The sequence below is a fragment of the Pseudomonas sp. Pseusp97 genome, assembly GCF_047304025.1.
GTDB lineage: Bacteria > Pseudomonadota > Gammaproteobacteria > Pseudomonadales > Pseudomonadaceae > Pseudomonas.
The window spans coordinates 1-24,311 of the sequence record NZ_JBGLYK010000019.1 but is presented as its reverse complement, the minus strand read 5'-3'; the positions used below and the strand labels follow the sequence as shown (position 1 = coordinate 24,311).

At 62.1% G+C, this 24,311-nt stretch carries 30 protein-coding genes and 2 pseudogenes; 27 read left to right on the top strand and 5 right to left on the bottom strand.

Annotated features, from left to right (window positions below; all coding sequences use genetic code 11):
• Position 1: 1 nt before the first annotated feature.
• The 23 genes from rpsC to bfr all read left to right on the top strand — a co-directional run bounded on the left by rpsC (position 2) and on the right by bfr (position 12,543).
• Positions 2–688 carry a 30S ribosomal protein S3 gene (rpsC, locus tag ACCC94_RS06265; RefSeq protein WP_015475326.1) on the top strand — a complete coding sequence of 229 codons (687 nt, stop codon included), beginning with the start codon at positions 2–4 and terminating at the stop codon, positions 686–688.
• A gap of 11 nt (positions 689–699) precedes the next feature.
• Entirely contained in the window at positions 700–1,113 is a 414-nt protein-coding gene (rplP, locus tag ACCC94_RS06260) for a 50S ribosomal protein L16 (RefSeq protein WP_009617163.1), read from the top strand.
• Positions 1,113–1,304 (top strand): 50S ribosomal protein L29, encoded by a 192-nt coding sequence (gene rpmC / locus ACCC94_RS06255; protein WP_003093720.1) that lies wholly within the window; start codon positions 1,113–1,115, stop codon positions 1,302–1,304. Before rplP ends, rpmC begins: the two co-directional genes overlap by 1 nt.
• A 2-nt stretch (positions 1,305–1,306) precedes the next feature.
• Positions 1,307–1,573, top strand: coding sequence for a 30S ribosomal protein S17 (rpsQ, locus tag ACCC94_RS06250; RefSeq protein WP_009617165.1), 267 nt, complete (start codon positions 1,307–1,309; stop codon positions 1,571–1,573).
• Between the two features lie 16 nt (positions 1,574–1,589).
• Positions 1,590–1,958 carry a 50S ribosomal protein L14 gene (gene rplN, locus ACCC94_RS06245; RefSeq protein WP_017521901.1) on the top strand — a complete coding sequence of 123 codons (369 nt, stop codon included), beginning with the start codon at positions 1,590–1,592 and terminating at the stop codon, positions 1,956–1,958.
• Between the two features lie 12 nt (positions 1,959–1,970).
• A complete protein-coding gene (gene rplX / locus ACCC94_RS06240; RefSeq protein WP_045215317.1) occupies positions 1,971–2,285 on the top strand; it encodes a 50S ribosomal protein L24 in 315 nt (104 codons plus the stop codon).
• Between the two features lie 19 nt (positions 2,286–2,304).
• Positions 2,305–2,844: a 50S ribosomal protein L5 gene (gene rplE / locus ACCC94_RS06235; RefSeq protein ID WP_017521899.1), complete on the top strand. Its 540-nt coding sequence runs from the start codon at positions 2,305–2,307 to the stop codon at positions 2,842–2,844.
• A 13-nt stretch (positions 2,845–2,857) separates the two neighbouring features.
• Positions 2,858–3,163, top strand: coding sequence for a 30S ribosomal protein S14 (gene rpsN, locus ACCC94_RS06230; RefSeq protein ID WP_045215313.1), 306 nt, complete (start codon positions 2,858–2,860; stop codon positions 3,161–3,163).
• 189 nt (positions 3,164–3,352) lie between these two features.
• Entirely contained in the window at positions 3,353–3,745 is a 393-nt protein-coding gene (gene rpsH, locus ACCC94_RS06225) for a 30S ribosomal protein S8 (RefSeq protein WP_015475331.1), read from the top strand.
• An 11-nt stretch (positions 3,746–3,756) separates the two neighbouring features.
• The gene (gene rplF / locus ACCC94_RS06220) at positions 3,757–4,290 is read left to right on the top strand and encodes a 50S ribosomal protein L6 (protein WP_015475332.1); all 534 of its coding nucleotides are present in this window, start codon (positions 3,757–3,759) and stop codon (positions 4,288–4,290) included.
• Between the two features lie 10 nt (positions 4,291–4,300).
• A complete protein-coding gene (rplR, locus tag ACCC94_RS06215) occupies positions 4,301–4,651 on the top strand; it encodes a 50S ribosomal protein L18 (protein ID WP_017521897.1) in 351 nt (116 codons plus the stop codon).
• Positions 4,652–4,654: 3 nt separating this feature from the next.
• Positions 4,655–5,155: a 30S ribosomal protein S5 gene (gene rpsE / locus ACCC94_RS06210; RefSeq protein ID WP_009617173.1), complete on the top strand. Its 501-nt coding sequence runs from the start codon at positions 4,655–4,657 to the stop codon at positions 5,153–5,155.
• A gap of 2 nt (positions 5,156–5,157) precedes the next feature.
• Positions 5,158–5,334 carry a 50S ribosomal protein L30 gene (rpmD, locus tag ACCC94_RS06205; protein ID WP_009617174.1) on the top strand — a complete coding sequence of 59 codons (177 nt, stop codon included), beginning with the start codon at positions 5,158–5,160 and terminating at the stop codon, positions 5,332–5,334.
• Positions 5,335–5,337: 3 nt separating this feature from the next.
• Positions 5,338–5,772, top strand: a complete 435-nt coding sequence (rplO, locus tag ACCC94_RS06200; protein ID WP_045215310.1) for a 50S ribosomal protein L15 — start codon at positions 5,338–5,340, stop codon at positions 5,770–5,772.
• A complete protein-coding gene (gene secY, locus ACCC94_RS06195; RefSeq protein ID WP_024767080.1) occupies positions 5,773–7,104 on the top strand; it encodes a preprotein translocase subunit SecY in 1,332 nt (443 codons plus the stop codon). It abuts the gene before it with no gap.
• Positions 7,105–7,128: 24 nt separating this feature from the next.
• Entirely contained in the window at positions 7,129–7,245 is a 117-nt protein-coding gene (gene rpmJ / locus ACCC94_RS06190; RefSeq protein WP_014854209.1) for a 50S ribosomal protein L36, read from the top strand.
• Between the two features lie 130 nt (positions 7,246–7,375).
• Positions 7,376–7,732 (top strand): 30S ribosomal protein S13, encoded by a 357-nt coding sequence (gene rpsM, locus ACCC94_RS06185; protein WP_024767079.1) that lies wholly within the window; start codon positions 7,376–7,378, stop codon positions 7,730–7,732.
• Positions 7,733–7,750: 18 nt separating this feature from the next.
• On the top strand, positions 7,751–8,140 hold the full coding sequence (gene rpsK / locus ACCC94_RS06180) for a 30S ribosomal protein S11 (protein ID WP_003093689.1): 390 nt from the start codon (positions 7,751–7,753) through the stop codon (positions 8,138–8,140).
• A gap of 16 nt (positions 8,141–8,156) precedes the next feature.
• A complete protein-coding gene (gene rpsD / locus ACCC94_RS06175; protein WP_017521893.1) occupies positions 8,157–8,777 on the top strand; it encodes a 30S ribosomal protein S4 in 621 nt (206 codons plus the stop codon).
• A gap of 22 nt (positions 8,778–8,799) precedes the next feature.
• Positions 8,800–9,801 (top strand): DNA-directed RNA polymerase subunit alpha, encoded by a 1,002-nt coding sequence (locus ACCC94_RS06170; RefSeq protein WP_009617182.1) that lies wholly within the window; start codon positions 8,800–8,802, stop codon positions 9,799–9,801.
• Between the two features lie 43 nt (positions 9,802–9,844).
• Complete coding sequence (gene rplQ / locus ACCC94_RS06165) at positions 9,845–10,234, top strand: 50S ribosomal protein L17 (RefSeq protein WP_015475338.1); 390 nt, start codon at positions 9,845–9,847, stop codon at positions 10,232–10,234.
• 271 nt (positions 10,235–10,505) lie between these two features.
• The gene (katA, locus tag ACCC94_RS06160; protein ID WP_413348495.1) at positions 10,506–11,954 is read left to right on the top strand and encodes a catalase KatA; all 1,449 of its coding nucleotides are present in this window, start codon (positions 10,506–10,508) and stop codon (positions 11,952–11,954) included.
• A gap of 124 nt (positions 11,955–12,078) precedes the next feature.
• A complete protein-coding gene (gene bfr / locus ACCC94_RS06155; RefSeq protein WP_413348494.1) occupies positions 12,079–12,543 on the top strand; it encodes a bacterioferritin in 465 nt (154 codons plus the stop codon).
• A 198-nt stretch (positions 12,544–12,741) separates the two neighbouring features.
• Here the strand turns inward: bfr and uvrA are convergent, their stop codons facing one another.
• Complete coding sequence (gene uvrA, locus ACCC94_RS06150; protein ID WP_413348493.1) at positions 12,742–15,576, bottom strand: excinuclease ABC subunit UvrA; 2,835 nt, start codon at positions 15,574–15,576, stop codon at positions 12,742–12,744.
• A gap of 213 nt (positions 15,577–15,789) precedes the next feature.
• Between uvrA and ACCC94_RS06145 the strand changes: the two genes are divergently transcribed.
• The 3 genes from ACCC94_RS06145 (at position 15,790) to ACCC94_RS06135 (ending at position 18,057) form a co-directional block, all read left to right on the top strand.
• A complete protein-coding gene (locus tag ACCC94_RS06145) occupies positions 15,790–17,178 on the top strand; it encodes an MFS transporter (RefSeq protein ID WP_413348492.1) in 1,389 nt (462 codons plus the stop codon).
• An 18-nt stretch (positions 17,179–17,196) separates the two neighbouring features.
• Positions 17,197–17,694 carry a single-stranded DNA-binding protein gene (ssb, locus tag ACCC94_RS06140; protein WP_017521888.1) on the top strand — a complete coding sequence of 166 codons (498 nt, stop codon included), beginning with the start codon at positions 17,197–17,199 and terminating at the stop codon, positions 17,692–17,694.
• Between the two features lie 174 nt (positions 17,695–17,868).
• A complete protein-coding gene (locus ACCC94_RS06135; protein ID WP_413348491.1) occupies positions 17,869–18,057 on the top strand; it encodes a hypothetical protein in 189 nt (62 codons plus the stop codon).
• 702 nt (positions 18,058–18,759) lie between these two features.
• Here ACCC94_RS06135 and ACCC94_RS06130 read toward each other — a convergent pair.
• From ACCC94_RS06130 to cobJ, 4 genes and pseudogenes are all read right to left on the bottom strand, one after another.
• Positions 18,760–21,204 carry a TonB-dependent siderophore receptor gene (locus ACCC94_RS06130; protein ID WP_413348490.1) on the bottom strand — a complete coding sequence of 815 codons (2,445 nt, stop codon included), beginning with the start codon at positions 21,202–21,204 and terminating at the stop codon, positions 18,760–18,762.
• 371 nt (positions 21,205–21,575) lie between these two features.
• Positions 21,576–22,550 (bottom strand): FecR domain-containing protein, encoded by a 975-nt coding sequence (locus ACCC94_RS06125; RefSeq protein ID WP_413348489.1) that lies wholly within the window; start codon positions 22,548–22,550, stop codon positions 21,576–21,578.
• Positions 22,547–23,044 (bottom strand): sigma-70 family RNA polymerase sigma factor, encoded by a 498-nt coding sequence (locus ACCC94_RS06120; protein ID WP_413348488.1) that lies wholly within the window; start codon positions 23,042–23,044, stop codon positions 22,547–22,549. The genes ACCC94_RS06125 and ACCC94_RS06120 overlap by 4 nt, the downstream gene beginning before the upstream one ends.
• A gap of 282 nt (positions 23,045–23,326) precedes the next feature.
• Positions 23,327–24,244, bottom strand: a pseudogene (gene cobJ, locus ACCC94_RS06115) (precorrin-3B C(17)-methyltransferase); the annotation flags it as partial.
• Between cobJ and ACCC94_RS06110 the strand changes: the two are divergent.
• Positions 24,244–24,311, top strand: a pseudogene (locus tag ACCC94_RS06110) (hypothetical protein); the annotation flags it as partial. The pseudogenes cobJ and ACCC94_RS06110 sit on opposite strands and share 1 nt — an antisense overlap.

Below are 24,311 nucleotides of genomic sequence, written 5' to 3'. Positions count from 1 at the left end.
GATGGGTCAGAAAGTACATCCCAATGGCATCCGCCTGGGTATCGTCAAGGAGCACACCTCCGTTTGGTACGCAGATAAGCGCACTTACGCCGATTATCTGTTCGCCGACCTGAAGGTACGTGAGTATCTCCAAGACAAACTAAAAAGCGCGTCCGTAAGCCGTATCGATATCCATCGCCCGGCTCAGACTGCACGTATCACCATCCACACCGCTCGTCCCGGCATCGTGATCGGCAAGAAAGGTGAAGATGTTGAGAAGCTGCGTCAGGACCTGACCAAGCAAATGGGTGTGCCGGTGCACATCAACATCGAAGAGATCCGCAAGCCGGAACTCGACGGTATGCTGGTTGCGCAAAGCGTAGCTCAGCAGCTGGAGCGTCGCGTCATGTTCCGTCGCGCCATGAAGCGCGCTGTACAGAACGCCATGCGCATTGGTGCCAAAGGCATCAAGATCCAGGTAAGCGGTCGTCTGGGCGGCGCTGAAATCGCTCGTACCGAGTGGTATCGCGAAGGTCGTGTGCCCCTGCACACCCTGCGTGCCGACATCGACTATGCAACCTACGAAGCGCACACCACCTACGGTGTGATCGGTGTGAAGGTTTGGATCTTCAAAGGCGAGGTCATCGGTGGCCGCCAGGAAGAGCTGAAGCCGGTAGCGCCCGCTCCTCGTAAAAAAGCTGCTAAGTAAGGAGTACGCAAATGCTGCAACCCAAGCGTACGAAGTTCCGCAAGCAAATGACCGGTCACAACCGTGGCCTGGCTCATCGCGGTTCTAAAGTCAGCTTCGGCGAGTTCGCCCTCAAGGCAACCAGCCGTGGCCGTCTCACCGCACGTCAGATCGAGTCCGCGCGTCGTGCGCTGACCCGTCACGTAAAACGTGGCGGCAAGATCTGGATCCGTGTATTCCCCGACAAGCCTGTTACCAAGAAGCCCCTGGAAGTACGTATGGGTAAAGGTAAGGGCGGCGTCGAGTACTGGGTAGCCCAGATTCAACCGGGCAAGGTCCTGTACGAGATCGAGGGTGTATCCGAAGAGCTGGCGCGTGAGGCATTCGCCCTGGCTGCTGCAAAGCTGCCGCTCGCCACCTCCTTTGTTAAGCGGACGGTGATGTGATGAAAGCGAATGAACTTCGTGAAAAATCCGTTGAGCAGCTGAACGAGCAACTGCTCGGCCTGCTGCGCGACCAGTTCAATCTGCGCATGCAGAAAGCAACTGGCCAGTTGGGGCAGTCTCACCTGCTCTCGCAGGTTAAGCGCGACATCGCTCGCGTGAAAACTGTGCTCAACCAGCAAGCAGGTAAGTAATCATGGCTGAAGCTCAGAAAACCGTCCGTACGCTGACTGGCCGCGTCGTCAGCGACAAGATGGACAAGACCGTCACCGTACTGATCGAGCGCCGCGTCAAGCACCCGATCTACGGCAAATACGTGAAGCGTTCGACCAAACTGCACGCACACGACGAAACCAATCAGTGCCGCATTGGTGACCTGGTCACCATTCGCGAGACCCGTCCGCTGGCCAAGACCAAGGCCTGGACCCTGGTTGATATCGTCGAGCGCGCGGTTGAAGTCTAAGGGTCGGAGATAGAAGATGATTCAGACTCAATCCATGCTCGAAGTCGCTGATAACAGCGGCGCGCGTCGCGTAATGTGCATCAAGGTACTCGGCGGTTCCCACCGCCGGTACGCCGGCATTGGCGACATCATCAAGGTCACCGTCAAGGAAGCAATTCCGCGTGGCAAGGTGAAGAAGGGCCAGGTCATGACTGCCGTGGTCGTTCGCACCAAGCACGGCGTACGTCGTACCGACGGTTCCATCATTCGCTTCGACGGCAACGCCGCCGTCCTGCTGAACAACAAGCAGGAGCCGATCGGCACCCGTATCTTCGGGCCGGTGACTCGTGAACTTCGTACCGAGAAGTTCATGAAGATCGTCTCCCTTGCCCCTGAAGTGCTGTAAGGAGTAGCCGTCATGCAAAAAATTCGTCGTGACGACGAAGTCATCGTCATTGCCGGCAAGGACAAGGGCAAGCGTGGCAAAGTGATCAAGGTTCTGGCTGACGACCGTCTGGTCGTTGGCGGTGTTAACCTGGTCAAGCGCCACACCAAGCCCAACCCCATGCTCAACCAGCAAGGCGGGATCGTCGAGAAGGAGGCGCCTCTGCACGTCTCCAACGTCGCCATCTTCAACGCTGAAACCAACAAGGCTGACCGCGTTGGTTTCAAAGTCGAAGACGGCAAGAAGATTCGTGTCTTCAAGTCGACCCAGAAACCGGTTCAGGCTTGAGGGAGCTAGGTAGATCACCATGGCACGATTGAAAGAAATTTATCGGAAGGAAATCGCTCCCAAGCTGAAGCAAGAGCTTCAGCTGGCGAACGTGATGGAAGTTCCGCGCGTTACCAAAATCACCCTGAACATGGGTCTTGGCGAAGCTGTCGGTGACAAGAAAGTCATCGAGAGCGCCGTAGCTGATCTGGAAAAGATCGCGGGTCAGAAGCCGGTTGTGACTTACGCTCGTAAGTCCATCGCTGGCTTCAAGATTCGTGAAGGCTGGCCGATCGGCGTGAAAGTCACCCTGCGTGGCGATCGCATGTACGAGTTCCTGGACCGTCTGCTGTCGATCTCCCTGCCGCGCGTTCGTGACTTCCGCGGTCTGAATGCCAAGTCCTTCGACGGCCGTGGCAACTACAGCATGGGCGTCAAAGAGCAGATCATCTTCCCGGAAATCGATTACGACAAGATCGATGCCCTCCGCGGTATGGATATCACTCTGACCACCACCGCGCGTTCGGATGATGAAGGTCGTGCCCTGCTGCGCGCCTTCAAATTCCCGTTCCGCAACTGATTGGAGTAGGACCATGGCTAAAGAGAGCATGAAGAACCGTGAGCTGAAGCGTCAGCAAACGGTAGCCAAGTACGCCAAGAAGCGTGCCGAGCTGAAAGCGATCATCGCTAATCCGAGCACTTCGGCTGAAGATCGCTGGAATGCCCAGGTCGCCCTGCAGAAGCAACCGCGTGACGCCAGCGCCAGCCGCCTGCGTAACCGTTGCCGCCTGACCGGTCGTCCGCACGGTTACTACCGCAAGTTCGGCCTGAGCCGTAACAAGCTGCGTGAAGCGGCAATGCGTGGTGACGTACCGGGCCTGGTGAAAGCCAGCTGGTAAGTGCTAGACGGGGTCGGCAACGGCTCCGTTGATCGCTTTGCGAAGCAAGCCCCCTCGTGGGGCTTGATTCGTTTTTGAGCGATCTCTAGAATACCCGGCTCCCCCGAGTCCGGGTTTTAGTTCGTCCGGCGTTCTGTGGGCGAGTTATGAAGTTGAAGGCTTATCTTTTGTATCAGGAGCATTAAGCCCATGAGTATGCAGGACCCGTTAGCAGACATGCTAACTCGCATCCGTAATGCCCAGATGGCTGAGAAGACCGTCGTGAGCATGCCGTCTTCCAAGCTGAAAGCGGCAGTCGCCAAAGTCCTCAAGGACGAAGGTTACATTGCGGATTTCCAAGTCACCGCCGAGGCCAAGCCTCTGCTGTCGATCGAGCTGAAGTACTTCGAAGGCAAGCCTGTCATCGAGGAAGTGAAGCGAATCAGCCGTCCTGGCCTGCGCCAGTACAAATCCGTAGACCAGCTGCCGAAAGTTCGCGGCGGCCTGGGTGTTTCGATCGTCTCCACCAACAAAGGTGTGATGACTGATCGTGCTGCCCGTGCCGCTGGCGTTGGTGGCGAAGTGCTCTGCACTGTGTTCTAAGGGGAATCAGCATGTCTCGCGTTGCTAAGAACCCCGTCATTCTGCCCGCTGGCGTTGAAATCAAGCTGGCTGGTCAGGAACTTTCGATCAAGGGTGCCAAGGGCGCTCTCGAGCTGAAAGTACATCCGTCCGTCGAAGTCATTCAGGACAACGGTGAGCTGCGTTTCGCTGCGCGTAACGGCGACCAGCAGACCCGTGCCATGGCCGGTACCACCCGCGCTCTGGTCAACAACATGGTAATCGGCGTCAGCCAGGGCTTCGAGCGCAAGCTCCAGCTGGTTGGTGTTGGTTACAAGGCGCAGGCCAAAGGCCAAGTGCTGTCCCTGGCTCTCGGCTTCTCCCACCCGGTTGATTACGAACTGCCTGCCGGCATCGTTGCGGAAACCCCCAGCCAGACCGACATCCTGATCAAGGGTATCGACAAGCAGCTGGTGGGCCAGGTCGCCGCGGAAATCCGCGACTTCCGTCCGCCGGAGCCGTACAAAGGCAAGGGCGTGCGTTACGCCGACGAAGTCGTCCTTCGTAAAGAAGCCAAGAAGAAGTAGGGCATAGCAAATGAGCGTCAAGAAAGAAACCCGTCTGCGCCGCGCTCGCAAGGCTCGCCTGAAGATGCGCGAACTGGAAGCCGTACGCCTCTGCGTGTATCGCTCTTCCCAGCACATCTACGCCCAGGTCATTGCAGCCGATGGTGGCAAGGTCCTGGCCAGCGCCTCGACCCTGGACAAGGAACTGCGCGAAGCTGCCACCGGCAACGTCGACGCAGCCAAGAAAGTTGGTCAACTGGTCGCGGAACGCGCCAAGGCTGCCGGCGTCACTCAGGTGGCGTTCGACCGTTCTGGCTTCAAGTACCACGGTCGTATCAAGGCCCTGGCTGATGCCGCTCGTGAAGGCGGTCTGGAGTTCTAAGTTATGGCAAACAACGATCAAAAGCGCGACGAAGGCTACATCGAGAAGCTGGTTCAAGTGAACCGCGTCGCCAAAACCGTAAAAGGTGGCCGTATCTTCGCCTTCACCGCGCTGACCGTGGTTGGCGATGGCAAGGGCCGTGTTGGCTTCGGTCGTGGCAAGGCGCGTGAAGTGCCGGCCGCTATCCAGAAGGCAATGGAAGCTGCTCGCCGTAACATGATCCAGGTTGATCTGAACGGCACCACCCTGCAGTACCCGACCAAGTCCGCCCATGGCGCCTCCAAGGTGTACATGCAGCCGGCTTCCGAAGGTACCGGCATCATCGCCGGCGGCGCCATGCGTGCTGTCCTGGAAGTGGCCGGTGTGCAGAACGTTCTGGCGAAGTGCTACGGCTCCACCAACCCGGTGAACGTGGTCTACGCAACCTTCAAGGGCCTGAAGAACATGCAGTCCCCTGAGTCGGTAGCGGCCAAGCGTGGCAAGAGCGTCGAGGAGATTCTCTAACCATGGCAACTGTCAAAGTTACCCTGATCAAGAGCCTGAACGGCCGTCTGGCCAATCACAAGGCTTGCGTCAAAGGCCTCGGCCTGCGTCGCATCAATCATACCGTCGAAGTTCAGGACACTCCTGAAAACCGCGGCATGATCAACAAGGCCTACTACCTGCTGCGTGTGGAGGGTTAATCCATGCAACTGAACGATCTGCGTTCCGCGCCGGGTGCCCGTCGCGAAAAGCACCGTCCGGGCCGTGGCATCGGTAGCGGTCTGGGCAAGACTGGTGGCCGTGGTCACAAAGGTCAAACCTCCCGCTCCGGTGGCTCCATCGCTCCGGGCTTCGAGGGTGGTCAGCAGCCGCTGCACCGTCGTCTGCCGAAGTTCGGCTTCAACTCGCTCAAAGCCATGGATCGCGCAGAAGTGCGTACTTCCGAACTGGCCAAGGTCGAAGGTGATGTCGTAACCGTGCAGTCCCTCAAGGATGCCAACGTGATTAACCAGAACGTACAGCGTGTGAAAGTCATGCTGTCGGGCGACGTTACACGCGCAGTCACCCTGAAGGGCATCGGCGCCACCAAGGGCGCTCGTGCGGCTATCGAAGCAGCTGGCGGCAAAATCGAGGACTAAATGGCTAAGCAAGGTGCTCTCTCTGCGCTGAGCAACGGTGGTGGTTTGTCCGAGCTCTGGGCACGTCTGCGTTTCCTGTTCCTGGCGATCATCGTCTATCGGATCGGCGCGCATATCCCAGTCCCCGGCATCAACCCTGATCGCTTGGCGGCACTGTTCCGGCAGAACGAGGGGACCATTCTTAGCCTCTTCAACATGTTTTCCGGCGGCGCGCTGGAGCGCATGAGTATTTTTGCATTGGGGATCATGCCGTACATCTCGGCGTCGATCATCATGCAGCTCATGACCGCTATCAGCCCGCAGCTGGAGCAGTTGAAGAAAGAGGGTGAGTCTGGGCGTCGCAAGATCAGCCAGTACACCCGCTACGCAACTCTCGTCCTGGCACTCGTCCAGGCCATTGGCATGTCCATTGGTCTGGGTAGCCAGGGCGTGGCCTTCTCCAACGACTTCGGCTTCTACTTCGTGTCGGTCACCACCTTCGTGGCGGGTGCCCTGTTCATGATGTGGCTGGGTGAGCAGATCACCGAGCGGGGTGTCGGCAACGGCATCTCCATGTTGATCTTCTCCGGTATCGTCGCAGGCCTGCCCCGAGCAATCGGCCAGTCCTTCGAGTCCGCGCGTCAAGGTGACATCAACATCTTCGCCCTGATCGCCATCGGCCTTCTGGCCGTGGCCATCATTGCGTTCGTGGTGTTCATCGAGCGTGGTCAGCGTCGTATCGCTGTGCATTACGCCAAGCGCCAGCAAGGTCGCAAGGTGTTTGCCGCCCAGACCAGCCATCTGCCGCTGAAAGTGAACATGGCGGGTGTGATTCCCGCGATCTTCGCCAGCAGCATTCTGCTGTTCCCGGCATCCCTGGGTGCCTGGTTCGGTCAGTCGGAAGGCCTGGGTTGGCTGCAGGACGTCGCGCAAGCGATCGCTCCTGGTCAGCCGCTGAACATTCTGCTGTTTAGTGCAGGGATCGTTTTCTTCTGCTTCTTCTACACAGCGCTGATGTTCAACCCGAAGGACGTGGCGGAAAACCTCAAGAAGTCCGGTGCATTTATTCCGGGTATTCGTCCGGGTGAACAGTCTGCTCGCTATATCGATGGCGTGCTGACCCGTTTGACCATGTTCGGTGCCCTGTACATGACGGCTGTGTGCCTGCTGCCCCAGTTCCTGGTCGTAGCTGCCCACGTACCGTTCTACCTTGGCGGGACCTCGTTGCTGATCGTGGTCGTGGTTGTGATGGACTTTATGGCTCAAGTACAATCGCACCTCGTTTCTCACCAGTACGAATCCCTCATGAAGAAAGCCAACCTGAAGGGCTATGGCAGCGGCCTGCTGCGCTGACCCGTAAGGTTCGAGGAGTCACTGATGAAAGTTCGTGCATCGGTTAAGAAGCTGTGCCGCAACTGCAAGATCGTCCGTCGCGAAGGCGTCGTTCGTGTGATCTGCAGCGCGGAGCCGCGTCACAAGCAGCGCCAAGGCTGAGTGTGAACCACGCGTTATAACCCGGCAGCTAGTGTGCTGCCGGGTTGATTATTTGTTTTTACAGCGCTAATATCCGCGCCCTTTCTTGGCTCCCTGGGCGCCGGGTAGCTGTCAATTGGAGTTTTTCTGAATGGCCCGTATTGCAGGCGTAAACATTCCGGATAACAAGCACACTGTTATCTCGCTGACCTACATCTATGGTGTTGGTCGCACTACCGCACAGAGCATCTGTGCAGCCACCGGCATCAGCCCGGCTGTAAAGATCAAAGAGCTGAGCGAAGAGCAGATTGATTCGCTGCGTACCGAGGTGGCCAAGCTGACCACCGAAGGTGACCTGCGCCGCGAAATCAACATGAACATCAAGCGTCTGATGGACCTCGGTTGCTATCGCGGTCTGCGTCATCGTCGTGGTCTGCCGGTTCGCGGTCAGCGTACCAAGACCAACGCGCGCACCCGTAAGGGCCCGCGTAAGCCGATCCGCAAGTAATCGCTTAGGAATCTAGTCATGGCAAAACCTGCTGCTCGTCCTCGCAAGAAAGTCAAAAAGACGGTGGTTGACGGGATCGCGCACATCCACGCGTCCTTCAACAACACCATCGTTACCATTACCGACCGTCAGGGCAACGCTCTGTCCTGGGCTACCTCCGGTGGTTCGGGCTTCCGCGGCTCGCGTAAGAGCACCCCGTTCGCTGCCCAGGTAGCGGCCGAGCGTGCCGGCCAGGCTGCTCTGGAATACGGTCTGAAGAACCTTGACGTCAACGTCAAAGGCCCGGGCCCGGGCCGCGAGTCGGCTGTTCGTGCGCTGAATGCCTGCGGTTACAAGATCGCCAGCATCACCGACGTAACCCCGATCCCGCATAACGGCTGCCGTCCGCCGAAAAAGCGTCGCGTGTAATAGGAGACAGTGAGAAATGGCTCGTTACATTGGTCCCAAGTGCAAACTGTCCCGCCGCGAAGGCACTGATCTTTTCCTGAAGAGCGGCGTTCGTGCCCTCGACTCGAAATGCAAGGCAGAACAAGTTCCCGGTCAGCACGGCCAGCGCCGTGGTCGCCTGTCCGACTACGGTCTGCAGCTGCGCGAGAAGCAAAAAGTTCGTCGTATCTACGGCGTCCTCGAGCGTCAATTCCGTGGCTACTATCAGGAAGCGTCCCGCCGCAAGGGCTCCACGGGTGAAAACCTGCTGCAGCTGCTTGAGTGCCGTCTGGACAACGTCGTCTACCGTATGGGCTTCGGTTCCACTCGTTCCGAATCCCGTCAGCTGGTGTCCCACAAGACCATCAGCGTCAACGGTCAGACCGTAAACGTACCGTCCTACCAGGTCAAAGCTGGTGACGTGGTTGCTGTTCGCGAGAAATCGAAGAACCAGCTGCGTATCGCCCAAGCTCTGGACCTGTGCGCCCAGCGCGGTCGCGTTGAGTGGGTCGAAGTGGATACCGACAAGAAAGCTGGCACCTTCAAAAGTGTCCCGGCTCGTGCCGATCTGTCCGCCGACATCAACGAAAACCTGATTGTCGAGCTCTACTCCAAGTAAGGGCTAGAAAATAGGTGCATCCATGCAGAGTTCGGTAAATGAGTTCCTGACCCCCCGCCACATCGATGTGCAGGTGGTCAGCCAAACCCGCGCCAAGATCACTCTCGAGCCTCTCGAGCGTGGTTTCGGCCATACCCTGGGCAACGCGCTGCGTCGCATCCTGTTGTCCTCCATGCCTGGCTGTGCAGTAGTCGAGGCCGAGATCGACGGCGTACTCCACGAGTACTCCGCCATCGAAGGTGTGCAGGAAGATGTCATCGAGATCCTGCTCAACCTGAAAGGCCTGGCCATCAAGCTGCACGGCCGTGACGAAGTGACGCTGACCCTGGCGAAAAAGGGCTCGGGTGTGGTGACCGCTGCCGATATTCAGCTGGATCATGATGTCGAGATCGTCAACGGTGACCATGTTATCGCCCACCTGGCCGATAACGGCGCGCTGAACATGAAGCTGAAAGTCGCTCGTGGCCGTGGCTACGAGCCGGCTGATGCCCGTTCGAGCGATGAAGACGAAAGCCGCAGCATTGGCCGTCTTCAGCTCGACGCCTCGTTCAGCCCCGTACGTCGTGTTGCCTACGTGGTCGAGAATGCCCGTGTCGAACAGCGTACCAACCTGGACAAGCTGGTCCTTGATCTGGAAACCAACGGCACCCTGGATCCTGAAGAGGCTATCCGTCGCGCCGCTACCATCCTGCAACAGCAGCTGGCAGCGTTCGTGGACCTCAAAGGCGACAGCGAACCCGTCGTTGAAGAGCAGGAAGACGAGATCGATCCGATCCTGCTGCGTCCGGTCGATGACCTTGAGCTGACCGTCCGTTCGGCCAACTGCCTGAAGGCAGAGAACATCTACTACATCGGCGACCTGATTCAGCGCACCGAAGTAGAGCTGCTCAAAACGCCGAACCTGGGCAAGAAGTCCCTGACCGAAATCAAGGACGTTCTGGCCTCTCGCGGTCTGTCCCTCGGTATGCGCCTCGACAACTGGCCGCCGGCAAGTCTCAAGAAAGACGACAAGGCTACTGCCTGATCGTCGTAGCTACCGAACGTAAAGTTTGGAAAGGAATTGAACCATGCGCCATCGTAAAAGTGGTCGTCACCTGAGCCGCACCAGCGCGCACCGCAAGGCTATGTTCCAGAACATGGCTGTGTCGCTCTTCGAACACGAACTGATCAAAACCACCCTGCCCAAGGCCAAGGAACTGCGTCGCGTTGCCGAGCCGCTGATCACCCTGGCTAAAGTGGATAGCGTTGCCAACCGTCGTCTCGCTTTCGACCGTACCCGTTCGAAAGAAGCCGTAGGCAAGCTGTTCAACGAACTGGGCAAGCGCTACGCCAACCGTCCGGGCGGCTACCTGCGCATCCTGAAGTGCGGCTTCCGCGCCGGCGACAATGCCCCCATGGCATACGTCGAACTGATTGACCGCGCTGTTGGCGGCCAAGCAGTAGAAGCTGCCGAGTAAGGCTCACGCCTTATAGGAAACCGGGCCTTGTGCCCGGTTTTTTATTGCCTGTCGAAAAGTTTTCTCTATCGATCAGCTCGAATCAATAAATTGGATGCACGGAGCCGTTGTCACCGATCCTTAACGACGCCGACTTCTACTGCTTGCTGAGCTGGATCAACAGCCGCAACGCCGGTGGAGGCGCTTAATTGTCCGATTGGGATGTCGGGCCGCGCTCGCAGACTGCGTGAGCCGCCGGCCAATGGACACCCCGCCGTTGAGGAGAGTAACGATGAGTGACAACACCCGCCTGACGACCGCTGCCGGAGCGCCGGTCGCCGACAACCAGAACGTCCAGACCGCCGGCCCGCGGGGCCCGATGCTGCTGCAGGACGTCTGGTTCCTGGAGAAACTGGCGCACTTCGACCGCGAAGTGATCCCTGAGCGCCGCATGCATGCCAAGGGCTCTGCCGCCTACGGCACCTTCACCGTCACCCACGACATCACTCGCTACAGTCGCGCCAAGCTGTTCTCCGAAGTCGGCAAGCAGACTCCGCTGTTCCTGCGCTTCTCCACTGTGGCCGGCGAGCGCGGCGCTGCCGACGCCGAGCGCGATATCCGCGGCTTCGCCCTGAAGTTCTACACCGAGGAAGGCAACTGGGACCTGGTGGGCAACAACACCCCGGTCTTCTACTTCCGCGATCCGCTCAAGTTCCCTGACCTGAACCACGTGGTGAAGCGCGATCCGCGCACCAACCTGCGCAACGCCACGATGAAGTGGGACTTCTTCTCGCACCTGCCCGAAGCACTGCACCAACTGACCATCGATTTCAGCGACCGCGGCCTGCCGCGCAGCTACCGTCACGTCCACGGCTTCGGCAGCCACACTTTCAGCTTCATCAACTCCAGCAATGAGCGGTTCTGGGTCAAGTTCCACTTCAAGACCCAGCAGGGCATCGAGAACCTGAGCAACGAGGAAGCTGCCCGGCTGGTCGGCGCCGACCGTGAAAGTTCGCAGCGCGATCTGTTCGATGCCATCGAGCGCGGCGACTTCCCGCGCTGGAAGATGTACGTGCAAGTGATGCCGGAGAAGGAAGCGGCGACCTATCGCTACAACCCCTTCGACCTGACCAAGGTCTGGCCGCATGGCGACTACCCGCTGATCGAGGTGGGCTACTTCGAGCTCAACCGCAATCCGGCGAACTATTTCGCCGAGGTCGAGCAGTCCGCCTTCAGCCCGGCGAACATCGTCCCCGGCATTGGTTTCTCGCCGGATCGCATGCTGCAGGGCCGCCTGTTCTCCTACGGCGACGCGCACCGCTACCGCCTGGGCGTGAACCACCACCAGATCCCGGTAAACGCCGCGCGCAACAACCCGCGCATCTACCACCGCGACGGCGCCATGCGAGTGGACGGCAACAACGGCGACATGACCGTCACCTACGAGCCGAACAGTTTCAACCAATGGCAGGAGCAGCCGGACTACTCCGAGCCGCCACTGACCCTGGAAGGCAGCGCCGATCACTGGAACCACCGCGTCGACGATGACTACTACAGCCAGCCGGCCGCGCTGTTCCGCCTGTTCGACGAAGCCCAGCGGCAACGTCTGTACGAGAACATCGCCGGTGACATGGCGGGTGTGCCGGAGGCCATCCAGCGCCGCCAGCTCGCACTGTTCTTCAACATCGATCCGGCCTACGGCGAAGGTGTCGCCAAGGCACTGGGCCTGTCGCTCGCCTAAGCTCAAGGGTACTGCCAGCCGCCCTCTTCGGAGGGCGGTTGCGTTTCCGGTGCTTGACCCCGGTCATGGCCAGTCGCGACCATAGCGCCGTTTAATTCGCTGTCACGTCCCAGGGAGAAGGCTGATGCAAGGCCACGCCGAGGTTATCGATTATCTCAACACGCTGCTGACCGGTGAGCTGGCCGCTCGCGACCAGTACTTCATCCACTCGCGCATGTACGAGGATTGGGGCTTCACCAAGCTCTACGAGCGCCTGAACCACGAGATGGAAGAGGAAACCCAGCACGCCGACGCGCTGCTGCGCCGCATCCTGCTGCTCGAAGGCACGCCGCGCATGCGGCCGGATGACATCCACCCGGGCAAGACCGTGCCGGAGATGCTGGAAGCCGATCTGAAGCTGGAGCGCCACGTGCGCGCCGCCCTGGCCAAGGGCATCGCCCTGTGCGAGCAGCACAAGGACTTCGTTACCCGCGATATCCTGCGCGTGCAACTGACCGATACCGAGGAAGACCACGCCTACTGGCTGGAACAGCAGCTCGGTCTGATCCAGAAGGTGGGCCTGGAGAACTATCTGCAATCGCAGATCTGATCCATAGCTCCGTTTCTTCAAAGCCCCCGGCGCCCATGCTCCGGGGGCTTTGCTTTTGTAGGAGCGAGCTTGCTCGCGAACCGAGTTACCCGGCTACGCCAACGTAGAGAGGTTCGCGAGCAAGCTCGCTCCTACCAAGAGCCCAAGAAAAAGCCCCTGTGCCGATGGGCAGCAGGGGCTTTTTCATGCCGGTGTGGATCAGGCCCGATCGCGCTGCAGCAACGGCTTGAGGAAGTGCCCGGTGTGCGACACCGCCAGCTCCGCGACCTGTTCCGGCGTGCCGGTGGCGATGATCTGGCCGCCCTTCGAGCCGCCCTCCGGGCCGAGATCGACCAGCCAGTCGGCGGTCTTGATCACGTCCAGGTTGTGCTCGATGACCACCACGGTGTTGCCGTGGTCGCGCAGGCGGTGCAGCACGTCCAGCAGTTGCTGGATATCCGCGAAGTGCAGGCCGGTGGTCGGCTCGTCGAGGATGTACAGGGTCTTGCCGGTATCGCGCTTGGACAGCTCGCGGGACAGCTTCACCCGCTGTGCCTCGCCACCGGAGAGCGTGGTCGCGCTCTGGCCCAGCTTGATGTATGACAGCCCGACATCCATCAGTGTCTGCAGCTTGCGGGCGATGGCCGGCACGGCGTCGAAGAACGCACGGGCGTCCTCGATGGTCATGTCCAGCACCTCGGTGATGCTCTTGCCCTTGTAGCGGACTTCCAGGGTCTCGCGGTTGTAGCGCTTGCCCTTGCAGACGTCGCAGGGGACGTAGATGTCCGGCAGGAAGTGCATCTCCACCTTGATCACGCCGTCGCCCTGGCACGCCTCGCAGCGGCCGCCCTTGACGTTGAACGAGAAACGCCCCGGACCGTAGCCGCGCGAGCGGGATTCCGGCACGCCGGCGAATAGCTCGCGGATCGGCGTGAACAGCCCGGTGTAGGTCGCCGGGTTGGAACGCGGGGTGCGGCCGATCGGGCTCTGGTCGATGTCCACCACCTTGTCCAGGTGCTGCAGGCCGTCGAACGAGTCGTAGGGCGCGACTTCCAGCGTGGTGGCGCCGTTGAGTGCGGTGGCTGTGATCGGGAACAGGGTGTTGTTGATCAGCGTCGACTTGCCCGAACCCGATACGCCGGTGATGCAGGTGAACAGGCCGACCGGGATTTCCAGATTGACGTTCTGCAGGTTGTTGCCGCGCGCGCCCTTGAGCTTGAGCAACTGCTTCTTGTTGCGCGGGGTGCGCTCGGCGGGCACGACGATCTTGGTGCGGCCGGAGAGGTAGGCACCGGTGACCGAGTCAGGATGGTCCATGACCTGCTGCGGCGTGCCCTCGGCAACGATTTGCCCGCCATGCACGCCGGCGCCGGGGCCGATGTCCACGACGTAGTCGGCGAGGCGGATGGCGTCCTCGTCGTGCTCGACCACTATCACCGTGTTGCCCAGGTTGCGCAGGTGGGTGAGGGTGCCCAGCAGGCGCTCGTTGTCGCGCTGGTGCAGGCCGATGGAGGGTTCGTCGAGGATGTACATGACGCCCACCAGGCCGGCGCCGATCTGGCTGGCCAGGCGGATGCGCTGGGCTTCGCCGCCGGAGAGGGTGTCGGCGCTGCGGTCCAGGGTCAGGTAGTCGAGGCCGACGTTGACCAGGAACTGCAGGCGCTCGCGGATCTCCTTGAGGATCTTCGAGGCGATCTCGCCGCGGCGGCCGGTGAGGGTCAGGCCCTCGGCATATTCGCAGGCGGTGCCGACCGGCATTGCCGTGATCGCTGGCAGGGTCTTGTCGCCTACCCAGACGTGGCGCGCCTCGCGGCGCAGTCGCGTGCCATGGCAGTCCGGGCACGGCTGGGTGCTGAGGAACTTGGCCAGTTCCTCGCGCACGGTGGCCGACTCGGTCTCGCGGTAGCGGCGTTCCAGGTTCGGCAGGATGCCTTCGAAGGGGTGCGCGCGCTTGACGATGTCGCCGCGGTCGTTGAGGTAGCGGAACTCGACGTTCTCGCGGCCCGACCCATTGAGGATGAACTTCTGGTGATCCGGGTCGAGGTTCTGGAACGGCTCTTCCAGGCTGAAGCCGAAGTGTCCGGCCAGCGAGCCGAGCATCTGGAAGTAGTAGACGTTGCGCCGGTCCCAGCCGCGAATGGCGCCCTCGGCCAGCGTCAGCTCGCCATTGACCACCCGCCGCGCGTCGAAGAACTGCTTCACGCCCAGGCCGTCGCAGGTGGGACAGGCGCCGGCCGGGTTGTTGAAGGAGAACAGCTTGGGCTCCAGCTCGCTGATGGAATGGCCGCAGATCGGGCAGGCGAAGCGGGCGGAGAAGATCATTTCCTCGCCTTCATCGTCGTCCATCGGGGCCACCAGGGCGATGCCGTCAGCCAGGTTGATCGCGGTCTCGAAGGATTCCGCCAGGCGCTGCTGCAGGTCGCCACGCACCTTGAAGCGGTCCACGACGATATCGATGGAGTGCTTGAGCTTCTTGTCCAGCTTGGGCACTTCATCGAGTTCGTAGAGCTTGCCGTCGACGCGGGCGCGGACGAAGCCCTGGGCGCGCATCTCGTCGAACACCGCGAGGTGCTCGCCCTTGCGCTCGCGGATTACCGGAGCCAGCAGCATCAGCTTGCGGCCCTCGGGCAGCGCCAGCACCTGGTCGACCATCTGGCTGACGGTCTGCGCCTCCAGCGGGATGTCGTGGTCCGGGCAGCGCGGAATACCGACGCGCGCATAGAGCAGGCGCAGGTAGTCGTAGATCTCGGTGATGGTGCCCACGGTGGAGCGTGGGTTGTGCGACGTGGATTTCTGTTCGATGGAAATCGCCGGCGACAGACCTTCGATGGTGTCGACGTCGGGCTTTTCCATCATCGAGAGGAACTGCCGGGCATAGGCCGACAGGGATTCCACGTAGCGCCGCTGGCCCTCGGCATAGAGCGTGTCGAAGGCCAGGGAAGACTTGCCGGAACCGGACAGGCCGGTGATCACGATCAGCTTGTCGCGCGGCAGGGTCAGGTCGATGTTCTTCAGGTTGTGGGTGCGTGCCCCACGGATGAGGATCTTGTCCACTACGGCCTCGCTTGGCGGGCGAAAACAAATGAGTATACGGGGCGGGGTCGGCACGCGGCAAAGTGGCGCGTACGTGTCGTTGGACCGCAGGACTGATAGAATGCGCGGCTATTTTTCGGCGTTGGCGACAACCGGCTCTGCAAGGCCCGGATGACGCGACGCCACGGGGGCAATTCAGCGCATTCCCGTTATTCGTCTTTCCATGAGGGGCCTATGCACGATTCCCACACTGAGCGCATGAGCGGCACCGAAACCCGCGCGGCCGCAGGCCTGTCCCTGGTCTTCGCGTTCCGCATGCTCGGCATGTTCATGGTGCTGCCGGTGCTCGCCACCTATGGCCAGGACCTGGCGGGCGCAACCCCGGCGCTGATCGGCCTGGCCATCGGCGCCTACGGCCTGACCCAGGCCGTCCTGCAGATTCCGCTGGGCACTCTGTCCGACCGCATCGGCCGCCGGCCGATCATCATCGTCGGCCTGCTGGTGTTCGCCGCCGGCGCTGCGCTGGCAGCCAACGCCGATTCCATCTGGGGCATCATCGCCGGGCGCGTCCTGCAGGGCGCCGGGGCGATTTCCGCGGCGGTGATGGCAATGCTCTCCGACCTCACCCGCGAGCAGCACCGCACCAAGGCCATGGCCATGATCGGCATGAGCATCGGCGTGTCCTTCGCCGTGGCAATGGTGGCCGGCCCGGTGCTGACCCACTGGTTCGGCCTGCACGGCCTGTTCTGGTTCACTGCCGGCATGGCCCTGGTGGGCATGCTGATCATCCTGTTCTTCGTGCCGACGCCCGACCACCGCATGCAGCACCGCGAATCCAGCGTGGCCAGGCAGTCGCTGCTGCCGACCCTGAAGAACGGCGAGCTGCTGCGCCTGGATGCCGGCATCCTGGTGCTGCACGCCATCCTCATGGCCAGCTTCGTCGCGCTGCCGCTTGCGCTGGTGGAGCGCGCCGGGCTGCCCAAGGAAGAACACTGGTGGGTCTACCTGACCGCGCTGCTGGTGGGCTTCTTCGGCATGGTCCCGTTCATCATCTACGCCGAGAAGAAGCGTCAGATGAAGCGCGTACTGACCGGCGCCGTGGCGACCCTGATGCTCTGCGAACTGTTCTTCTGGGAGTTCGGCAACAGCCTCAAGGAACTGGTGTTCGGCATCATCGTCTACTTCACCGCGTTCAACCTGCTGGAGGCTTCGCTGCCTTCGCTGGTGAGCAAGGTTTCGCCGGCCGGCGGCAAGGGCACGGCGATGGGCGTGTACTCCACCAGCCAGTTCCTCGGCGCCGCCGTGGGCGGCATCCTGGGCGGCTGGATGTTCCAGCACGGCGGGCTCGACGGGGTGTTCATCGGCTGCGCGGTGCTGGCTGCCATCTGGCTGGCGATTGCTGTTACCATGCGTGAACCGCCTTATGTAACGAGTATTCGCCTGCCTCTGTCCGCCGAGGCGCTGCGCGATGCTTCGTTGGCTGAGCGTTTCAAGGCATTGCCCGGTGTGAGCGATGTGATGGTGGTCGCTGAAGAAGCGGCCGCTTATGTCAAAGTGGATTCCCAACAAGTTGATCGCACGTCCCTCGAGCGCCTCGCCGGCGCCGAGCAGGCGACGTGCTGAAGCCTTTAGGAGAGCGTCATGGCCCGTGGGGTTAACAAAGTCATTCTGGTCGGTAACGTCGGTGGCGATCCGGAAACCCGCTACATGCCCAACGGCAACGCGGTGACCAACGTCACCCTGGCCACCAGCGAGAGCTGGAAGGACAAGCAGACCGGCCAGCAGCAGGAGCGTACCGAGTGGCACCGCGTGGTGTTCTTCGGTCGCCTGGCGGAAATCGTCGCCGAGTACGTGCGCAAGGGTTCGCAGATCTACGTCGAAGGCAGCCTGCGTACCCGCAAGTGGCAGGGTCAGGACGGCCAGGACAAGTACACCACTGAAATCGTGGTCGACATCAACGGCAACATGCAGCTGCTCGGCGGCCGTCCGGGCGCCGGTGGTGACGATGCTCCGCGCGCTCCCCGCGAGCCGCAGCAGCGTCCGCAGCAGGCCCAGCGTCCTGCGCCGCAGCAGCAGTCCCAGCCCGCGCCGCAACCGGCTCCGGACTACGACAGCTTCGACGACGACATCCCCTTCTAAGCCGAACGGATCGTCACCAAGAGCGCAGCCTTCGAGCTGCGCTTTTGCGTTTCTGGGACGCTCGTTTTGGCGAATCTCTGCAAGGGTCTTTCTCGAAAGCGGCTATTTAATTAGCTAGCTAATTAAATGATTCTGGCATTGCCTTGATGTACGGCAAAACCGGAGAAGAAAGACATGAGCATTACAGTGACCGAGCGTGACGACGACCATAAATCCCGTGAGTTCCGCGCCCACGGCGGACGTTGCTGGGATGTGCACCAGGAAGGCCAGTTGGTCGGCATCTTCCACACCGAGGGCGAGGCGCAGGCCTATCGCGTTTCCCTGGAGCTGGAAGCACGGTACCGCCACGCGACGGAGTTCTAAGGCATGGATACCCCGTGGCGCCAGCCGCGCCATGGGGCTCATGAGGCTGAAAATACTGTAGGAGCGAGCTTGCTCGCGAACAGATTTCCCGACCGTTGCGGTGCCGAGAGGTTCGCGAGCAAGCTCGCTCCTACAAGAGAGGTGTTGTCCGGCGCACCGGGCACACTCGCTCAGAGCCGTAGGGCGAATAACCTGGAACAGGTTATCCGTCGATCCTCTTCGACGGATAACGCTGGCGCGTTATGCGCCCTACGAAACTGATGCGAGAGGGCCTGTAGGGACGACCGCAACACAGGGTTCATGAGGCTGAAATTACTGTAGGAACGAGCTTGCTCGCGAACAGACTTCCCCGGCGGTCGCGGTGCCGAGAGGTTCGCGAGCAAGCTCGCTCCTACAAAAGAGGTGTTGTCCGGCGAACCGGGCGCACTCGATCAGAGCCGTAGGGCGAATAACCTGGAACAGGTTATTCGCCGAACCTTCTCCAGTGGATAACGCTGGCGCGTTATGCGCCCTACGAAACTGATGCGAGAGGGCCCCGTAGGGACGACCGCAAAACGGGGCTCATGAGGCTGAAATTACTGTAGGAGCGAGCTTGCTCGCGAACAGATTTCCCGGCCGTTGCGGTGCCGAGAGGTTCGCGAGCAAGCTCGCTCCTACAAGAGAGGGGCTGCCCGGCGCACCGTGCGCACCGTGCGCACTCGATCAGAACTGGTAGTTCACCGTCGCGGTGACGTTGCGCTTCTCGCCGAAGTAGCAGAAGTCCAGGCTGTAGCAGGACGCCACATAGTCCTTGTCCAGCAGGTTGTTGGCGTTAAGGCTGACGTCCAGGCCTTTCAGGCCGACGCGGGACAGGTCATAGCCGATGCGCGCATCCACCAGGGTGTAGTCCGGTACGCGCAGGGTGTTTTCCTTGTCCGCCCAGGTCTCGCCAACGTAGCGGGCTCCGCCGCCGATCGTCAGACCGTCCAGCGGGCCTGCGTTGAAGCCGTAGTCTGCCCACAGCGAGGCCATGTGCTTGGGCGCCTGGTTCGGGGTGTGGCCCTGGTTGCCGTCCAGCGATTTCGTGTAGGTGATGTCCGTGTAGGTGTAGCTGCCGAGCACCTTGAGGTTGTCGGTGAGCTGGGTGTGGGCTTCCAGCTCCAGGCCCTGGGAGCGCACTTCGCCCACGGAGGTATAGAAGTTGTCCTGCGGCTCCTTGGACGCAACGTTCTCCTGGGTGATGTGGAAGATCGACGCCGTATACAGGCTGCGGCTGCCCTCGGGCTGGAACTTCAGGCCGGCCTCCCACTGCTTGCCCTCGGTCGGCTCCAGCGGCGTGCCGGACTGGTCGGAATAGGCGTTGGGGTTGAACGACTCGGAATAGCTGATGTACGGCGCGATGCCGTTGTCGAACAGGTACAGCGCGCCGATACGCCCGGTGAATTTCTTCCAGTCGTCGTCGGCCTTGCTGCCGCTGCTGCGGTTCTTGTCCTCCACCGTGACCCAGTCCTCGCGCATGCCGAGGGAGAAGCGCCAGTTGTCGATGTCGATCAGGTCCTGCAGGTAGACGCCGGTCTGTTCCAGGCGACGGGTGTGGTTGTCGTCCGGGTAGTAGCTGATGGCGTCATTGCCGTAGTGCGGGTCGAACGCGTCCAGCGGCTCGGCCGAACCGGAGCGCCAGTCCACGGTGGTGCGACGGCGCTGGTAGTCCAGGCCCATCAACAGCGTGTGTTTGGCCGCGCCGGTGCTGAACTCTGCCTGTGCCATGTTATCCACGATGTACGCCTGCAGGTGCTCGCGGGCGCCGGAGAAGTAGCGGTTCAGGGTGTTCTCGTCCGGCGCGGTCCAGCCGTAGGCATAGACCTGCGAGAGATCCACGTCGGAATCCAGGTAGCGGAAGTTCTGTCGCGCAGTCCAAACGTCGTCGAAGCGGTGTTCCAGCTGGTAGCCGAACATGCGCTGGGTGCGGTCGAAGTCGTCCTTGCTCGGCTCGCCATCGAAGAACTCGCGGGAAATCTTCTTGCCGTTGTGGTGGAACAGTGCGCCGTCCGCCGGCACGCCGCCGTGGTAGCCGCCGTTCGGGTCGTGCTGCAGGTAACCCTGCAGGGTCAGGGTGGTGTCGTCGGTGAAGTCGATGGCCAGCGTCGGGGCGATGGCGTAGCGCTCTTCCTTGACGTGGTCGAACTGGGTATCCGAACCCTTGCCGAGGCCGACCAGGCGGTAGGCGATGCGCTTTTCCTCATCCAGCGGGCCGCTGAAGTCAAAGCCCATTTCCTTCTGGCCCATGTTGCCGACGGTGCCGGTGATCTGATGGTAGTCCTCGTACAGCGGCTTCTTGCTGGTCAGCGCCACCAGGCCGCCGGGCAGGCTGCGGCCGTAGAGCACCGAGGACGGGCCCTTGAGCACGTCGATGCGTTCGAGGAAGTACGGGTCGACCTGCATCGAGCTGAAGGTGCCGCTGTCGCCCATGGCCTTCAGGCCGTCGAGGTAGATGTTGTCCACGCTGTTGTCGGCGAAGCCGCGCATGACGATGTAGTCGTAGCGGTTCGAGGCGCCGACCTGGCCGGTGAAGATGCCGGGCGTGTAGCGGATCGCCTGTTGCACGGTCTTGGAGGCGGTGTCGTCGATCTGCTCGCGAGTGATCACCGAGACGCTCTGGCTGGTTTCCAGCAGGGATTTGGAGGTCTTGGTGGCGATCTGGCTGTGGGTCGCCTGGTAGCCGTCTTCCTCGCCCAGTGCGTTGCCGAGGGCGAACACGTCGCTGGACGGCATGGCCAGCACGTCGCTCGGCGCGGCCGCGCGCAGCACGTAATTGCCGTCGCCCTGGTCCAGGGCTTCCAGCGAGGTATCCACCAGCAAGCGCGATAGGCCTTGATCCACCGAATAGGTGCCGTTCAGTCCGACCGAGTTCAGGCCTCGGGTCTGCTCCGGTGTGGCCGACAGGGTGATGCCTGCCTCGCGGGCGAAGCTGTTCAGCACCTCACCCAGCGGCCCGGCTGGAATCGCATAGGCGCGGCTGCTGGTGATGGCGGCGGCATCGGCGGCGAAGGCGCTCAGCGGCAGGCTGGCTCCCAGGCTGGCGCACAGCAGCGCACCACGCACGGCGTGGGCCAGCCGGCTGGCGCGGAGTAGGGCGGGGGAGGGCATCGGGAGGTGGACGGCTCGCATGATGGGGCTTCCGTGGACAAGGGAAATGATCGGGTTATTCCTCCTTGCCGGTCCGGGTGTCGAAATCCGACAAAAATAATTCTCGATTGCGAAGAAATGTCGTTTGGGCGTTTTTTGTAGGAGCAACTGTCTTTATCTGAAATCCCGTACCGATGATTTCCCTCTCCCTAACCCTCTCCCTGAAGGGAGAGGGAACTGAATCGGCGCCAGCTGAAACTGCGGCGTCAGCCGACCCGGATGGCTCCCTCTCCCTTCAGGGAGAGGGCGGGGGGAGAGGGCACGCCCGGCGCGATATTTCGAGTAGGAGCGGACTCTGTCCGCGATTTGCTTCAACCCGATCGCGGACAGAGTCCGCTCCTACAAAAGCAGGCTCAGCCACGCGCGCTCACCGTCACCCACCAGTCCGTGCGCTTCTCCACCCGTACCGGCAGCGTCTGCGGCAGCAGGGCCAGCAGTCGGTCGGTGTCGTCCAGGCGGAATACCCCGGACAGTCGCAGGTCGGCTACGCGGGCATCGCAGTGCAGGTGGCCGTGACGGTAGCGGCCGATCTCGGCAAGGAAGTCGGCCAGGCGCATGTCGCGGGTGACGATCAGGCCGTCGGCCCAGGCGGCACTGTCCATGTCGCTGCGCTCGGCCAGCAGCGCGCTGTCGCCGTTGATGTCAAAGGTTTGCCCGGCTTCGGCGATGGCGGTGGTCTGGCCGCGCACGCGCGGGGCGATGGCCACCGAGCCTTCCGCGATGCTCAGGCGCGTGGAGCGCTCGTCCTGGCGCAGCACGAAGCGGGTGCCCAGGGCTTCGAACAGCCCATCGCGATTGCGCACGCGCAACGGGCGCGCGACATCCCTGGCAGTGCTGACGAGTATTTCGCCGCGCTCCAGCACCAGCAGGCGCTGGCCCGGATCGAAGCGCACGTTCACCGCGCTGTCGGTATTGAGCTGCAGCAGGCTGCCATCGGCCAGGGTGAAGCGCTGGCGCTCGCCGGTGGCGGTGCTGTAATCGGCCATCCAGCGCTGCCAGGGCGCGACGTTCCGGGCCAGCCATAGGGCGGAGGCGCCGATGGCGAAGGTCGAAAGCAGCTTGAGCGCCTGGCGCCGCTGCAGGCGCTGGCTGCTGTTTTCCAGCGTCTCCAGCGCCACGCGGGCGCCGGGTACGGCCTGGTAGCCGGCGGCCAGTTCGCTGTTCAGCGCCTGCACCCGCAGCCAGGCGGTCTCGTGGTCAGGGTTGGCCTGGCGCCAGTGCTCGCAGGCGCTGAGCAATTCAGGGTCGGCATTGCCGCTCAGGCGCAGCGTCCACTGGATGGCCTGCTTCACCACCCGTGGATCGGGCGGGGCGCTGACGCCGGTCACTCGACGTACCGCAGTTGGTAGCAGTGGAACAGCGCTTGGGCGATGTAGCGCTCCACCGAGCGTACCGAGACGCCCAGCTCCTCGGCGATCCGTGCGTGGGGCATGCCCTCGCACTGGGCCAGCAGGAAGGCGCTGCGCACCTTCGGCTTGAGGCCGTCGAGCAGGCGGGCGATGTTCTCCAGCAGCTGCAGAATGTTGTGGCGATCTTCCGCTGACGGCACCTGCGCTTCCGGCAGGTGGGCGATGGAATCTAGATAGGCGCGCTCCAGCTCCTGGCGTCGCCAGTGATCGATCACCAGCCCTCGGGCGACGGTACGCAGGAACGCGCGCGGAGTGTGCAGTTCGACGCGCTCGGGCCTGAGCAATACGCGCAGGAAGGTGTCCTGGGCCAGGTCGGCGGCATCGGCAGCACTGCCCAGCCGGCCGCGTAGCCAGTTGTGCAGCCAGCCGTGATGGTCGCTGTAGAGCGACTGGACATCGAGGGTCGAGGACATGGGCGCGCAAGTTTGCAAATGATAATTTATCGCATTTTCAACAAGGCGATAGTTATTTGCAAGATGTGTCTGTCAGCGCGGGTTTTCATCCTGTAGGAGCGGGGCGCCAGCGTATTGCTCGCGTGCGGCCCGGCGCTGGTCCAGCCGGCGAATCGCTTCGTAGGATGGGTGGAGCTTGCGATACCCATCAGCCTGACTGTCGGGCCATCGATGGGTATCGCTTCGCTCCACGCCATCCTACGCGGACGCCAATGGGTGATTTCGGTGTGAGAGGCAATGCAGTCAGCGATACCAGCGCGGCGTGTACACCCAGTCGCCGCCGCCCGCGCGGGGGAAGCGCCGGGTCAGCGACGAGCCGATGATCACCAGGGTGCGCATGTCGACCATCTCCGGCACCAGTTCGCCGAGGGTGACGACGCGCAGCGACTCCGCCGGGCGGCCGATGTCGCGGCCGAGTACCACCAGGGTTTCCGGCTTGCGGTGGCGGCGGACGACTTCCAGCGCGCGTCCCAGCTGCCAGGGTCGCGCCTTGGAGATCGGGTTGTAGAAGGCCATGGCCAGGTCGGCGGCGCCGGCATGGTCCAGGCGCTGCTCGATGGTTTCCCAGGGCTTGAGGTTGTCCGACAGGGAAATCAGACAGAAATCATGCCCCAGCGGCGCGCCCGCCTTGGCTGCGGCAGCCAGTGCGGCAGACACTCCCGGCAGCACCTCCAGTTCCACGCCATGCCAGTGCGGATCGCTGCTTTCGTGCAGCGCCTCCATCACCGCGGAGGCCATGGCGAAGACGCCGGGGTCGCCGGAGGAAATCACCACCACGCGCCGGCCGCTGGCGGCCAGCTCGAAGGCGTGGCGGGCGCGCTGCATCTCCTCGCGGTTGTCGGTGCAGTGGCGTACCTGGTCGTCGCGCAGGGGCTCGGCCATCTTCACGTAGGTCTCGTAGCCGAGCAGGTCCTGGGCTTCGTCCAGCGCCCGACGCACGGCGGGGATCATGAAGTCGCTGGCGCCGGGGCCCAGGCCGATCACGCTGAGCCGTCCGCGCGGCTGGCCGATGTCTTGGGAGTCAGCTGGCGTGGCGGCGCGGTGCAGGTGGAAGGAATCGCCCTGCAGCACCGCCGGTGGCAATTCATTGTCGTTGTGGATAAACCGCAGCGGCACATCCAGCTCGCGAGCGGCCTCGGCCAGCGCTGGATCGGCCATGCGGCAGCGCGGCGGTGCTCGGCGTGCCGCTGGTGTACCGCAACCAGAGCCTGTCGGTGCTGTCTGGCGT